Source organism: Parvibaculum sedimenti, from assembly GCF_009184905.1.
Taxonomy (GTDB): Bacteria; Pseudomonadota; Alphaproteobacteria; order Parvibaculales; family Parvibaculaceae; genus Parvibaculum; species Parvibaculum sedimenti.
In genome coordinates, this window is sequence record NZ_WESC01000011.1 from 42,708 (window position 1) to 56,506 (window position 13,799).

Sequence of the window (13,799 nt, forward strand, 5' to 3'; positions counted from 1 at the left end):
CTGCGGTAAGACCGTTTCGAAGCATCTGCCATCGGGGAGGGCGATATGAGATCGGGGCTGTTTTTCGTCGCCATGGCGGCGGCGCTCTTTCTTGCGGCTCTGGCGCTTCGCGCACCGGGACCGCAGCCTGCGGACATCCCAGCGCATCAGTTTTCGGCGAGCCGCGCGATGGAAGATATCCGCGTCATCGCCGCTCGGCCTCATCCCATAGGCGCGGTGGACGCTGCCCGCGTCCGTGCCTATCTCTTTTCGCGCATGACGGCGCTTGGCCTCTCGCCGCGTCTAGGTTTGGGGCAGGGCACATTCTCGCTACCTGCGCGGCGGATTTTCGTCGCGGGCCGCGTCGTCAATTTCGTCGGCCTGTTGTCCGGCACGCAGGGAGATCTGCCCGCGATCCTCATCATGGCGCATTACGACACGGTGCCGAACTCGCCGGGCGCTGCCGACGACACGGCGGGCGTCGCTTCGGCGCTCGAGATTGTCGCCAATCTCAACGCCGCAGGGCCGCGCCTGCGCGATGTGATCGTTCTCTTCACCGATGGCGAGGAGGCGGGGCTTCTCGGGTCCGACGCATTCTTTGCAAGGGATCCGCTGGCGCGCCGCGTCGGTCTCGTCATCAATCTCGAAGCGCGCGGCGGAGGCGGCCGCGCGATGATGTTCGAGACGAATGGTAAGGTCGGCGGCATCGTTTCGGCCTATGGCCGCGCCGCGCCGCTGCCGAGCGCGAATTCGCTGGCGGCTTTTGTCTATCGTCACATGCCGAACGGCACCGACTTCACCAATGCCGCGCGGCGAGGATTGGCGGGGCTCAATTTTGCCTATATCGGCGACGAGCTCGATTATCACACAGCCCATGCGACGCCGGAGAACATCGATCCCGGTAGCGTGCAGCACATGGGCGACAGCGTTCTGGGCCTCGTGGCGCAGCTCTCCCATGCGCGGGAATATCCGAACGGCGCGAGCGAGCGCGTCTATGCCGATATTCTGGGGCATGGCTTCGTCGCCTATCCGGTGTGGGGCGGCTGGCTCATCATTGGCGCGTCGATCGTTCTTATTGCCCTTGCCGCCATCCGCTGGCGGCGGGAGGGCGCACTTCGCGCGGGCGATGTGCTGCGTGGTGTCGGTCTCTTTCTCTGCGTGACGGTGGGCGTCGGCGCGGGGCTCGGGCTCATCGGCTGGTTGATGCTCGGCTTCAGCGACGTGCAGATGAAATACACGCTGCTGGCGCGATATGGATTTGTGCTCGGCGGCTATGTCGCGCTGGCGACGGGCCTCGCGCTCAGCGTCGTCGCCGCATTTCTCGGCGTGTCGTTTCTGGGCCGCACAGCGACGCCCGAGGCGCTCTGGTGCGGCGGGCTTTTATTGCTCGTCGTGGCGGCGGCGGGGCTTCAGGTGGTGGCGCCGACGACCGCGTTCATGGTGGCCTGGCCGTTGCTCGTCGGATCGTTGGCCGCTGCGGCGCCGCTCGCGCCTTTCGTGGGGCAGGGGGCGAGAGCATTCATCGTCGCGACGGTCATCGGAGCGCTCGGTGCGGGCCAGGCGGCGGAGTGGGGCGGACAGATATTCGGCGCGCTTGGCGTCAATGTGCCGGCGCTGCTGACAGTGCAGGCCGCCATAATCTCGATTCTTCTCTGGCCCTCGGTCTTTGCGCTCGCGCGGGCGTCGCGGGCATGGGCTGCGCCTGCGGCGCTGATCACGCTTGGCGGCATTGCCGTTCTCTATGCCCGCTTCGCGCCTGCCGATGCCGCGCATCCGCGCCTGACGGAGGCCTTCTACACCGCCGGGCCCGGCCCACAGGATTTCAACCGCATTGCCGATTTTCCCCGCCTCGATGAGTGGTCCATGGCGGCCCTTGAGGCCGATGGCGGCGAGGTTCAGCGAGATGAATTCCAGCCTTTCCTGCCCATGAAGGTCTGGGCGGTGGCGGCGAAGCCCGCATCCGTCGCGCAGCCGGAAATTGCCGTGGTGAGGGCGGAGACGAGAGGCGGCCGCCGGTTCATCACGCTGCGGCTTACGCCGACGCGTGGTGGGCGGGAGTTGCGGCTCTTCCTCAAGCCGAACGTCGATCTCGGCGATGCGGTTCTGAATGGCCAGCCGCTGTCCGCTTCCGTGGCGGCTGGCGTCTGGACGGGCTTCGGCTATGCCGCTCCGCCGGGCGAGGGCGTTACGCTATCCTTCTCCGCCGCCGCACCCGGGCGGATCGAGGCGAAGCTTGCCGAGGTTGCCGATGGTTGGCCCGAGGGTGCCAAGGTGCCGCCGAAGCCCGCGGGGTTCATGCCCTGGCGCTATTCCGACGTGACGGTCGGCCTCACGGATTTTTCCACAGCCTGGTAATCGATCGCTTGACAGGAAAGAACGAAAAGGGAACACTTCGAAACAGAACAATCCATGAACGGAGTTTCGATATGAGCAAGTTCATCGCTACGGCTTCCAAATCGACCGCTCGCTACTGGCTCAAGGATGTGGCGGCGCTTGCCTCCATTGGAGGTTTCGTCTGGGTGGCAGGTACCTGGGCGCAGATCGCACACGGATTTATGGCCGGTTGATTCTGTCCACAGTTTTGGGGGCCCGCAGGACCCCCGGCAGGTGACATGAGGGAGGCGGAGACGGACAATGTCTCGCATGGCCGACTCGCTCCCCCGCTTCATTCATCTGCGCCTCCATTCCGCTTTCTCGCTTCTTGAAGGCGCGATCCGGGTCAAGGACCTCGTCAAGCTCTGCAAGGCGAATGACATGCCCGCCGTCGCGCTGACGGACACGACCAATCTCTTCGGGGCGCTGGAGTTCTCGGAGACCATGGCCGGGGCGGGCATTCAGCCCATCGTCGGCTGTACGCTCCCCATCATGCTGGACGAGAGCGATGAACCGGGGCGCGGGCCCCGGCGCGAAGTGGCTGGCACACTGGTGCTGCTCGTCAAGAACGAGACGGGCTATCTCAATCTGATGAAGCTTTCGAGTCGGGCCTATCTGGGCCCGGAAGCGGGCGAAGCGCCTCATGTCACGCTCGATCTCGTGGCGGCGCATGGCGAAGGGCTCATCTGCCTCACCGGCGGGCCGGGCGGCATCGTCAACCGGCTGCTGGCGGCCGGTCAGCGTCCTGCCGCCGAGGAACTCCTGCTGCGGCTGAAGTCGATCTTCGGCGATCGGCTCTATGTTGAGCTTCAGCGCCACGACCTTCCCGTTGAGCGCCAGACGGAGCTGGCGCTGATCGACCTCGCTTATGAGCATGCGTTGCCGCTGGTCGCGACCAACGAGCCCTATTTCGCCAAGGAAGAGGAATATGAAGCGCATGACGCGATGATCTGCATCGCGGAAGGCGCCTATGTCGTGCAGGGCGACAGGCGGCGGCTCACGCCCGAGCATCGTTTCAAGTCGCAAGACGAGATGGTCGCACTGTTCGACGATCTGCCCGAGGCAACGGAGAACACGATCGAGATCGCGCGGCGCTGCTCCTATCGCCCGCGTACACGCAAGCCGATCCTTCCGAAATTCAGCCTCGACATCGCGGAAGCAGACGAGCTTCGCCGTCAGGCGGAAGAAGGCCTCACCGCGCGTCTCGCGCAGGTCGAGGCTGTGACCTCGGAGGAGGATTATCGCGCGCGGTTGCGTTTCGAGCTCGATGTCATCATCAAGATGGACTTCCCGGGCTACTTCCTCATCGTGTCCGACTTCATCAAATGGGCGAAGGCGCATGGCATTCCGGTGGGACCGGGCCGTGGTTCGGGCGCGGGCTCGGTCGTCGCATGGGCGCTCACCATCACCGACCTCGATCCGCTTCGCTTCGGGTTGCTCTTCGAGCGCTTTCTCAATCCCGAACGCGTCTCGATGCCTGACTTCGATATCGACTTCTGTCAGGACCGGCGCGACGAGGTGATCCGCTATGTGCAGGATCGCTACGGCTACGATCAGGTCGCGCAGATCATCACCTTCGGAAAGCTGCAGGCGCGCGCCGTATTGCGCGACGTGGGCCGCGTGCTGCAATTGCCCTATGGGCAGGTGGACCGGCTCTGCAAGCTGGTGCCGAACAATCCCGCCAATCCGGTGACGCTCGCCGAAGCCATTCAGGGCGAGCCGCGTCTGCAGGAGGCGCGCGATTCCGAAGAGGCGGTGGCGAAGCTGCTCGAAATCGGCCAGCGCCTCGAAGGGCTCTATCGCCACGCCTCGACCCATGCGGCCGGCGTCGTGATCGGCGACCGCCCGCTTGATGAGCTGGTGCCGCTCTATCGCGATCCGCGTTCCGACATGCCGGTGACGCAGTTCAACATGAAATGGGTCGAGCCCGCCGGTCTCGTGAAGTTCGACTTTCTCGGCCTCAAGACGCTCACCGTGCTCGATCAGGCCGTGAAACTCATCGCGCGGCGTGGCATCGAGGTCGATCTTCTCAATCTGCCGCTTGCCGACGAAATGACTTACGCCATGCTCGGGCGCGGCGAAACGGTCGGCGTGTTCCAGCTTGAAAGTTCGGGCATGCGCGACGTGCTCCGCAAGCTCAATGCGGACCGTTTCGAGGACATCATCGCTCTCGTGGCGCTCTATCGCCCCGGCCCGATGGACAACATCCCGAAATACATCAGCTGCAAGCATGGCCGCGAGGAGCCGGACTATCTGCATCCGCTGCTCGAACCGGTGCTGAAGGAGACGAACGGCGTCATCATCTACCAGGAGCAGGTGATGCAGATCGCGCAGATCCTCTCCGGCTATTCGCTCGGCGAAGCCGATCTTCTGCGCCGCGCCATGGGCAAGAAGATCAAGGCGGAAATGGAGGCGCAGAAGGAGCGCTTCGTCACCGGCGCCGTCGCGAAGAATATCGACAAGGGGCAAGCCTCGACGATCTTCGAACTCGTCGACAAGTTCGCGGGCTACGGCTTCAACAAGTCGCATGCCGCCGCCTATGCGCTCGTCGCCTATCAGACGGCATGGCTGAAGGCGAACCATCCGGTCGAGTTCCTCGCGGCGTCCATGAGCCTCGATCTCGGCAATACCGACAAGCTCAACATCTTCAAGCAGGACGCGCAGCGCCTTGGCATCAGGATCAGGCCGCCAAGCGTCAACGAGTCCGAAGCCGTCTTCGCGGTGAAGGACGGCGAGGTGCTTTACGCGCTGTCGGCGATCAAGAATGTCGGCCGGCAGGCGATGGAGCATCTGGTCGAAGTGCGCGAGGAGGGCGGGCCCTTCCGCGATCTTTTCGATTTCGCGCGCCGCATAAATCCGCGCTTCGTCAACAAGCGTGCCTTTGAAAACCTCGCCCGGGCGGGCGCCTTCGACTGCCTGAACCCGCACCGCGCGCAGGTGCTCGCCGCCGTCGACCTCGTGCTCGGCACGGCGAATGCGTCGGCGCAGGAGCGCGAGTCGAACCAGGTGAGCCTCTTCGGCGAGGCGACGGGCGCCAAGGTCGCCAACCCAGCGCTGCCGAATGTCGAACCCTGGACGGCGATCGAACGCCTTAACGAGGAGTTCAATGCCATCGGCTTCTATCTCTCCGGCCACCCGCTCGATGACTATCAGACGGCGCTGCGCCGCGCGAATGTCGTCACCTGGGCGGAAGTGGGGCCGCGCGGCAATCAGGCGGAGCTCGTCGCAGGCACCGTGACGGCCAAGCAGGAGCGGAAATCGAAGAAGGGCAATCCCTTCGCCTTTCTCAGCCTTTCGGACCCGAGTGGCCAGTTCGAGATCGTCGTCTTCTCCGAAGTCCTCAACCGCTCGCGCGAGTTGATGGAGCCGGGCAAGTCGATCGTCATCTCGGTCGAGATCGACCGCACGAGCGACGAGGTGAAGCTCCGCGCCCAGTCGGTGCGCTCGGTGGACGAGGTGGTGGCGAATGCGGCAGCGGGCATGAAGATATTCCTCGAAACGCCCGAGCCGCTCGCCGTCCTCAAGTCGCGGCTCGGCGAAAAGGGTCGGGGCCTCGTCTCGCTGGTGCTGATGGGCGAAGGCGGCCGAGAGGTCGAATTGAAGCTCCCCGGCGGCTACCGCGTGACCCCGCAGATTCGCGGCGCGATCAAATCCATGCCGGGCGTCATCGAGGTGCAGGAGATTTAGGCCGGAGATAGCTCTTTTTTGGCCTCCTTTCCGCCTAAAGCCCCATGAGACTTGCCTTTTTGACTTTTTCCTCCTATACCCGCGCCATTCCACACGCGGGGTTCGGCACTCCCACGCCTGTTGGCGCGTCCTTCAAAGGGGCGTCATAAAGGCAACATAGGGTTTGTCGGTCCGGTGCGGCCTTTAAAAGCCGTTCTTTCCCCCGCGGAGGTCCAACCGGAAAAGGAGTATGGGTGTCATGGCACTCCCCGATTTCTCTATGCGTTCTCTGCTGGAAGCCGGCGTTCATTTCGGCCACCAGACCCACCGCTGGAACCCGAAGATGGCCCCGTTCCTCTTCGGCGACCGCAACAATATCCACATCATCGATCTGGCGCAGACCGTTCCGCTGCTCCACCAGGCGCTCGTCGCGGTTCGTGACGTCATCGCCGGCGGTGGCCGCGTTCTCTTCGTCGGCACGAAGCGTCAGGCTTCCGAGCCGGTCGCCGCTGCCGCGAAGCAGTGCGCCCAGTACTACATCAACCATCGTTGGCTCGGCGGCACGCTGACCAACTGGAAGACCATTTCGAACTCGATCCGCCGTCTCCGTCAGCTCGACGAGATGCTCGCGGGTGAGGCGCGCGGTCTGACGAAGAAGGAAGTCCTGAACCTGAGCCGTGAGCGCGACAAGCTTGAGCGCGCCATCGGCGGCATCAAGGACATGGGCGGCCTGCCGGACATCATCTTCGTGATCGACACCAACAAGGAAACGATCGCGATCGAGGAAGCCCGCAAGCTCGGCATTCCGGTCGTCGCCATCCTCGACTCGAACTCGAACCCGGACGGCATCGCCTATCCGGTTCCGGGCAATGACGACGCGGCCCGCGCGATCCAGATGTATTGCGATCTCGTCTCGCGCGCCGTCATCGACGGCATCTCGCAGAGCCACATCGCGTCCGGCGTCGATGTGGGTGCGGAAGTCGAGCCCACGGCCGATATCCCGGCCGGCGAGGCCGTTGCGGGCTAATTCCCCGCTACTGCCTGAACGAAAAACTGCCCCGGCAGCCCAAAGGCTTGCCGGGGCCTGCTCATTTTTAAGCTTGAGAGGATATGGCAATGGCTGAAGTCACCGCCGGCATGGTGAAAGAACTCCGCGAGAAGACCGGCGCGGGCATGATGGATTGCAAGTCGGCCCTGAACGAGACCCAGGGCGACATGGAAGCGGCCATCGACTGGCTGCGCACGAAGGGCCTTGCCAAGGCCGCGAAGAAGTCCGGCCGCGTGGCGGCTGAAGGCCTTGTCGGCGTCGTCGCCGAGGGCACGCGTGGTGCGCTGGTCGAGGTCAACTCCGAGACCGACTTCGTTGCCCGCAACGAACAGTTCCAGAAGATGGTGACGGACATCGCCAAGGCGGCGCTCGCCGCCGAAGGCGACCTCGACAAGCTGCTGGCCTCGACCTATCCGGGCTCCGACAAGTCGGTGCAGGACTTCGTCACCGAGCAGGTCGGCACGATCGGCGAGAACATGAATGTCCGCCGCACCGCCTCGATCGTCGTTTCGGATGGCGTCGTTGCGGCCTACACGCATAACCAGGTCGTTCCCGGCCTCGGCAAGATCGGCGTTCTCGTCGGCCTCGAGTCGACGGGCGACAAGGCGAAGCTTGCCGAACTTGGCAAGCAGATCGCCATGCACATCGCGGCGACCGGCCCGCTTGCCACGCGCCGCGAAGATCTGGACCCCGCCGTCGTCGAGCGTGAGCGCGCCGTGCTCATCGCTGAAGCGAAGGAATCGGGCCGTCCGGAGAACATCATCGAGAAGATGGTCGAAGGCCGTATCCGCAAGTTCTACGAGGAGGTCGTCCTCCTGTCGCAGGCCTTCGTGATCGATCCGGACAACACGGTCGAAAAAGCGGTCAAGAATGCGGAAGCCGGTATCGGCGCCCCGATCAACGTCGTCGGCTTCGTCCGCTTCGGCCTTGGCGAAGGCATCGAGAAGACCGAGACGGACTTCGCTGCCGAAGTGGCTGCCGCCGCCCGCGGCTAAGCCTTTCTGGCCTGCAATCAAACGCCCCCTTCGCCAACCGGCGTTGGGGGCGTTATTGTGACCGCCACGGGACGGGGATTCGTCCGTCCTGCCGCCAGCGATCCCGCCTGCGCCCGCCGCCGCCTGAACCGACCCAGAAAAGAGCCAGCATGACAAAAAAGCCCCTCTACAAACGCGTCCTGCTCAAGGTTTCTGGCGAAGCCCTGATGGGCGACCAGCAATATGGCATCAATGTCGAGACGGTCGACCGCATCGCGCGGGAGATCAAGCAGGCGACTGATATCGGCGTCGAGGTCTGCCTCGTCATCGGCGGCGGCAACATCTTCCGCGGCCTCTCGGGCGCGGCCAAGGGCATGGAACGGGCGAGCGCCGACTATATGGGCATGCTTGCCACTGTAATGAACGCGCTTGCCATGCAGAACGCACTGGAACGCTTCGGCGTGCCGACGCGGGTGCTTTCCGCCATCCCCATGATGACCGTCTGCGAGCCCTATGTGCGGCGCCGCGCGGTCAGGCACATGGAAAAGGGCCGGGTGGTGATCTTCGCCGCCGGCACCGGCAACCCTTTCTTCACCACCGACACGGCGGCGGCGCTGCGCGCGACGGAAATGGGTTGCGACGCGCTCCTGAAGGGGACGCAGGTCGATGGCGTATATTCCGCCGATCCCCACAAGGTGAAGGATGCGGAGCGCTACGACCACCTCACTTACATGGATGTGCTCGCCAAGGATCTGCAGGTGATGGATACCTCCGCCATTGCGCTGGCGCGGGAGAACGGCATCCCGATCATCGTCTTCTCAATCCATAATGATGGCGGCTTCGTCAATGTTCTGACAGGCGACGGTCGCTGCACTATCATCAGCGACGCCGCCTGAATCTGATGCATCGCAGAAGGTTGAAAATCCTTCATGCGAATATTGCAGCGAATTCAATTACTAAGCGCGACTGGCTCATCTGAAAGCTGATTGTTTGCCATCGCGCTCTTAAGACGGAAGGAAGAAAATGGCTGACCAAAAGACTCTGGATATCGAGGATGTCGAGCGCCGCATGCGCGGTGCGCTCCAGGCCCTGAAGCAGGAATTCTCCGGACTCCGCACGGGGCGTGCCTCGGCCGGTCTTCTGGATCCGATCATGGTGGAAGCCTACGGCCAGACCATGCCGCTCAATCAGGTCGGCACGGTCGGCGTTCCCGAGCCGCGCATGATTACGGTGCAGGTGTGGGACAAGGGCATGGTGTCCGCCGTCGACAAGGCAATCCGCAGCTCGGGCCTCGGCCTTAATCCGAATGTAGACGGCACGCTGATCCGTCTGCCGATCCCGGAGCTTAACCAGGAGCGCCGCACCGAGCTGACCAAGATCGCCGCCAAATATACTGAGCAGGCCCGCGTCGCCATCCGCAATGTCCGTCGCGACGCCATGGATGAGCTGAAGCGCCTCGAAAAAGATGGCCATATGAGCCAGGACGACCACAAGGTTGCCGCAGACAAGGTGCAGAAGGTTACGGATAAGGTGATCGGCGAAGTCGACGCCGCGCTGGCGCACAAGGAAGGCGAGATCATGCAGGTGTGAGGTTATACCTCGCATCCTGCATCAGGATATATGTCTAACATTTTGTTTTTAACGGAATATTCAACCCATGTTGACGCCCGGAACATCGGCGAGCAGCGAGCAGGCACTTGATGTTCCGAGGCACATTGCCATCATCATGGATGGCAATGGGCGATGGGCGGCCAAGCGATATCTGCCGCGCAAGATCGGCCACCAACAAGGCGTTGAGGCCGTGCGGACGATCGTGCGGGCCGCCGGCGACATGGGCATCCGCTATCTGACGCTTTATGGCTTCAGTTCCGAGAACTGGAAGCGCCCGGCGGAAGAGGTCAGCGACCTTATGGGGCTGCTCCGGCTCTTCATCCGCCGCGACCTTGCCGAGCTTCATCGCAACCGGGTTCAGGTCCGGATTATCGGCGACCGCGAGCATCTGGCGGCCGATATCGTGGCGCTGATCGAGGAAGCGGAGACGCTGACCCACGCCAACGACCGGCTGAAGCTCATGATTGCCTTTAACTATGGTGGACAAAACGAGATAACGGCAGCGGTTCAGCGCATAGCGCGCGAGGTGAAGGCGGGCAGCCTGGATCCCGAGGCGATCACACCTGAGATTGTGGCCGCGCATCTCGACACGGCGGGCGTTCCCGATCCCGACCTCATCATTCGCACCAGCGGCGAGAAGCGGCTTTCGAACTTCCTGATTTGGCAGAGCGCTTATGCGGAGCTTGTCTTTACAGACGTTTATTGGCCGGACTTCACACCGGACCGCCTGAAGGAAGCCATCGTCGAATATAATCTTCGCGATCGCCGCTTCGGCGCCGTCGAACCGGTGAAGTCCTGACATGAGCCTGTCCCCGGAACCGCCTGCACCGAACAGCAATCTCAGGACACGGATTCTCTCCGCCCTTGTCCTGGCGCCTGCCGCGCTGGCTCTGGCCTGGCTGGGTGGCTGGCCTTTCGCCGGGCTCATCGCTGCCGCCTCCATTGCCATGGCAGTCGAACTCGCGGCGCTCCTGCCGGGCAACAGCCTCGCCGAGCGGGTTCTGCTGGCGGGCGTTGCGCTGGCCGCGGTTGCCATGACGGCGGTTGGCCTGCCGGTTGTCGCGCTGATCGCTGGCGTGGCCGGGCTCTGCTTCTCGCTGGCTTTTCGCATGTGGCGCGGCGAGCCGCTCTGGGTGCCGTTCCTTGCCTTTCCCTATCTGGTCCTGCCATTGGTCGCGATACTTTGGCTTCGGCTCGATCCCTTGCTCGGACGGGCGGCAGTCTTCTGGCTGCTGGGTGTCGTCTGGGCGACGGATAGCTGCGCCTATTTTGCGGGCCGGGGGATCGGCGGGCCGAAGATTGCCCCGAGCCTCTCGCCCAAGAAGACATGGGCCGGGCTTATCGGGGGCATGCTGGGGGCGGGTGCCGTCGGCTTCGTTACGTCGCTTTGGCTCGGCATGGGATCACCCGCCATTCTCGGCGGCCTCAGCGCATTGCTGGCCGTTGTGGCCCAAGCTGGCGATTTCCTCGAATCCGGGCTCAAGCGGCATGCCGGCGTCAAGGATTCGGGTAAGCTTATTCCCGGTCACGGGGGCATACTGGACCGCGTCGATGGTCTGGTCGCAGCAGCGGTTGGCGCTGGCCTGCTGGCGCTGTTTCACGGGGCGGCAAGCACCGGCGCGGGAGTTCTGATTTGGCCCTGACGGCAGAAATAAGCGATCTCGAACGCGACCGCGCGGAAGCGACCCGGACGGGTCGTCCGCGCAGCGTCACTGTGCTCGGCTCGACGGGCTCCATCGGCTGCTCGACGCTCGACCTGATCGAGCGGGAGCGGGACCGCTTTGAACTCGTGGCGCTGACGGCGCACAAGAATGTCGATGCGCTGATCGAGCAGGCCCGCCGCCTGAAGCCGCAATTCGCCGTTATCGCCGACGCTCTGCTTTATGAGGATCTCAAGGCCGGGCTCGAAGCCACCGGCATCGAGGTGGGCGCCGGGCGCGACGCTGTGGTCGAGGCGGCACTCAGGCCTGCGGACTGGGTGATGGCGGGCATCGTCGGTGCGGCCGGGCTTGCCCCGACGCTTGCGGCCGTGAGGCGCGGGGCCTGCGTCGCGCTGGCCAACAAGGAATGCCTCGTCTCCGCGGGGCCGCTCTTCCTGGCCGAGGTCGCGCGCTCGGGCACCGTGCTGCTGCCGGTCGATTCGGAACATAACGCGATCTTTCAGGTTCTCGACCAGACGCGCCTCGGCTCGGTCGACAAGATCATCCTGACGGCCTCCGGAGGGCCCTTCCGCACATGGTCGCTTGCCGAGATGGCGCAGGCGACGCCGGAGCAGGCTGTTGCTCATCCGCGCTGGAGCATGGGCGCCAAGATCTCGGTCGACTCGGCCACATTGATGAACAAGGGGCTTGAGCTCATCGAGGCGCATTACCTGTTTCCCGTCGGCGAGGAACGGCTCGATATCGTCATCCACCCGGAATCGATCATTCACAGCATGGTCGGTTATGTGGATGGCTCGGTCCTCGCGCAGCTCGGCTCGCCGGATATGCGGACACCGATCTCCTACGCACTGGCCTGGCCGGACAGGATGGCAACGCCCTGCGCGAGGCTGAATCTTGCCGAAATCGGCAAACTGACCTTCGAGGCGCCCGATCCGGTTCGCTTTCCCGCCATAAGGCTGGCGCGGGCGGCAGTGAAGGCGGGCGGCCTGGTTCCGACCATCCTCAACGCTGCCAATGAGGTGGCGGTCGCCTCCTTTCTCGAGCGCCGGATCGGCTTCCTCGACATCGCGGGCACGGTGGAATCGGTATTGTCGGCCATGGGCCACGAGAGCGGCGAGCCGGACAATCTCGAACATATTTACGAAATTGACGGATTGGCCCGGATTCGTGCCGAGGAGTTGGTGCAATTGGCCAGCCGCTGACGTAGTCTCTCTGCGGCTCGTCGCCGGCAGGCGACGCCGGGCGGGGGCTTATTTTGCGAACCGGGACCTTCAGGGCGTGTCGAACGTCCCGGCGGGCGCATGACACGAGAACGGAATTTGAGCGTGGTGGACCTACTCGCAGGCATTGGTGGCTTCGGAGAATCGCTCTGGGGCTATTTGTTGCCTTTCCTGTTCGTTCTGACCGTCGTCGTCTTCTTCCATGAGCTCGGGCACTTTCTGGTCGCGCGGCTTTGCGGCGTGAAGGTCGAGACCTTTTCGATCGGTTTCGGTAAGGAGATTTTTGGGTGGAACGACCGGCGCGGTACGCGCTGGAAGGTCAGCTGGATACCGCTTGGCGGCTATGTGAAGTTTCTGGGCGACGAGTCCGCGGCGAGCACGCCGGATCGCCACCGTCTCGCTCAAATTCCACCCGAGCAGCGCGGCGGGCTTTTCTATTTCAAGCCTGTGTATCAGCGGGCGGCGGTGGTGGTTGCGGGGCCTCTTGCCAACTTTGTGCTGGCCATCGTCATTTTCGCCGGGCTTTACACCGTAGTTGGGCAAGTCATCGTCAAGCCGGTGATCAAGACCGTGGTGGAAAACAGCGCTGCGGCAGAGGCCGGTTTTCAGCCGGGCGATCGCGTGCTCTCCATTGACGGCAAGACGATCGACAGCTTCGAGGACATGAAGCGCATCGTCAGCATCAGCAGCGACGTCAAGCTGACCTTCGTGGTCGAACGTGGCGAGGCGGATGTGACCCTCATTGCGACGCCGCGCCGGCAGGAGGTCAAGGACCCTTTCGGCAATGTGCAGCGCATGGGCATTCTGGGCCTGGTGCCCGATGCGAGCGAAGCGAACTGGCATGTCACCCGCACGGATCCGGTGACCAGCCTCGGGCTCGGAGTCAAGGAGACGTGGTTCCTTGTTTCCCAGACCTTCACCTATATCGGGCGCGTGGTTTCGGGTGCTGAAGACGCCAGCCAGATCGGCGGTCCGTTGACCATTGCACGGGTTTCGGGGCAGGTTGCGTCGGTCGGATTCTCGGCGCTGCTGAATCTGACGGCGATCCTTTCCGTAAGTATCGGCCTGCTTAATCTTTTCCCGGTGCCGATGCTTGATGGCGGGCATCTTCTGTATTATGCGGTCGAGGTTCTCCGGGGCCGCCCGCTGGGCGAGCAGGCCCAGGAATTCGGCTTCAGAATCGGGCTCGCGCTCGTCATGATGCTCATGGTTTTTGCGACGTGGAACGATTTGGTCCATCTGTTCAGCTGATCGTCTCGATGCCTGC

The 13,799-nt window shown here is 63.6% G+C and carries 11 protein-coding genes; all 11 read left to right on the forward strand.

The window, feature by feature from the left end; translation table 11 throughout:
• The first annotated feature begins 45 nt into the window (after positions 1–45).
• Positions 46–2,334 carry a M20/M25/M40 family metallo-hydrolase gene (locus F2P47_RS12755; protein WP_152216755.1) on the forward strand — a complete coding sequence of 763 codons (2,289 nt, stop codon included), beginning with the start codon at positions 46–48 and terminating at the stop codon, positions 2,332–2,334.
• A gap of 71 nt (positions 2,335–2,405) precedes the next feature.
• Positions 2,406–2,546 carry a hypothetical protein gene (locus F2P47_RS17715; protein ID WP_185681097.1) on the forward strand — a complete coding sequence of 47 codons (141 nt, stop codon included), beginning with the start codon at positions 2,406–2,408 and terminating at the stop codon, positions 2,544–2,546.
• A 76-nt stretch (positions 2,547–2,622) separates the two neighbouring features.
• On the forward strand, positions 2,623–6,039 hold the full coding sequence (gene dnaE / locus F2P47_RS12760; RefSeq protein ID WP_152216822.1) for a DNA polymerase III subunit alpha: 3,417 nt from the start codon (positions 2,623–2,625) through the stop codon (positions 6,037–6,039).
• A gap of 238 nt (positions 6,040–6,277) precedes the next feature.
• Positions 6,278–7,045 carry a 30S ribosomal protein S2 gene (gene rpsB / locus F2P47_RS12765; RefSeq protein ID WP_152216756.1) on the forward strand — a complete coding sequence of 256 codons (768 nt, stop codon included), beginning with the start codon at positions 6,278–6,280 and terminating at the stop codon, positions 7,043–7,045.
• Between the two features lie 89 nt (positions 7,046–7,134).
• Positions 7,135–8,061 carry a translation elongation factor Ts gene (gene tsf / locus F2P47_RS12770; RefSeq protein ID WP_152216757.1) on the forward strand — a complete coding sequence of 309 codons (927 nt, stop codon included), beginning with the start codon at positions 7,135–7,137 and terminating at the stop codon, positions 8,059–8,061.
• Positions 8,062–8,210: 149 nt separating this feature from the next.
• A complete protein-coding gene (gene pyrH / locus F2P47_RS12775; protein WP_152216758.1) occupies positions 8,211–8,936 on the forward strand; it encodes a UMP kinase in 726 nt (241 codons plus the stop codon).
• 127 nt (positions 8,937–9,063) lie between these two features.
• Positions 9,064–9,630, forward strand: a complete 567-nt coding sequence (frr, locus tag F2P47_RS12780) for a ribosome recycling factor (protein ID WP_152216759.1) — start codon at positions 9,064–9,066, stop codon at positions 9,628–9,630.
• A 67-nt stretch (positions 9,631–9,697) separates the two neighbouring features.
• A complete protein-coding gene (locus F2P47_RS12785; RefSeq protein WP_152216760.1) occupies positions 9,698–10,450 on the forward strand; it encodes an isoprenyl transferase in 753 nt (250 codons plus the stop codon).
• 1 nt (position 10,451) lies between these two features.
• Positions 10,452–11,294 (forward strand): phosphatidate cytidylyltransferase, encoded by an 843-nt coding sequence (locus F2P47_RS12790; protein ID WP_152216761.1) that lies wholly within the window; start codon positions 10,452–10,454, stop codon positions 11,292–11,294.
• Complete coding sequence (locus F2P47_RS12795) at positions 11,285–12,514, forward strand: 1-deoxy-D-xylulose-5-phosphate reductoisomerase (RefSeq protein ID WP_152216762.1); 1,230 nt, start codon at positions 11,285–11,287, stop codon at positions 12,512–12,514. The genes F2P47_RS12790 and F2P47_RS12795 overlap by 10 nt, the downstream gene beginning before the upstream one ends.
• Before the next feature lie 123 nt (positions 12,515–12,637).
• Positions 12,638–13,783 (forward strand): RIP metalloprotease RseP, encoded by a 1,146-nt coding sequence (rseP, locus tag F2P47_RS12800; protein WP_422561441.1) that lies wholly within the window; start codon positions 12,638–12,640, stop codon positions 13,781–13,783.
• Positions 13,784–13,799: the final 16 nt, after the last annotated feature.

Bases quoted from the DNA above. Each gene is read 5' to 3' on its own strand.
- F2P47_RS12755 (WP_152216755.1), top strand. From the start codon at position 46: ATGAGATCGGGGCTGTTTTTCGTCGCCATGGCGGCGGCGCTCTTTCTT.
- F2P47_RS17715 (WP_185681097.1), top strand. From the start codon at position 2,406: ATGAGCAAGTTCATCGCTACGGCTTCCAAATCGACCGCTCGCTACTGG.
- dnaE (WP_152216822.1), top strand. From the start codon at position 2,623: ATGGCCGACTCGCTCCCCCGCTTCATTCATCTGCGCCTCCATTCCGCT.
- rpsB (WP_152216756.1), top strand. From the start codon at position 6,278: ATGGCACTCCCCGATTTCTCTATGCGTTCTCTGCTGGAAGCCGGCGTT.
- tsf (WP_152216757.1), top strand. From the start codon at position 7,135: ATGGCTGAAGTCACCGCCGGCATGGTGAAAGAACTCCGCGAGAAGACC.
- pyrH (WP_152216758.1), top strand. From the start codon at position 8,211: ATGACAAAAAAGCCCCTCTACAAACGCGTCCTGCTCAAGGTTTCTGGC.
- frr (WP_152216759.1), top strand. From the start codon at position 9,064: ATGGCTGACCAAAAGACTCTGGATATCGAGGATGTCGAGCGCCGCATG.
- F2P47_RS12785 (WP_152216760.1), top strand. From the start codon at position 9,698: ATGTTGACGCCCGGAACATCGGCGAGCAGCGAGCAGGCACTTGATGTT.
- F2P47_RS12790 (WP_152216761.1), top strand. From the start codon at position 10,452: ATGAGCCTGTCCCCGGAACCGCCTGCACCGAACAGCAATCTCAGGACA.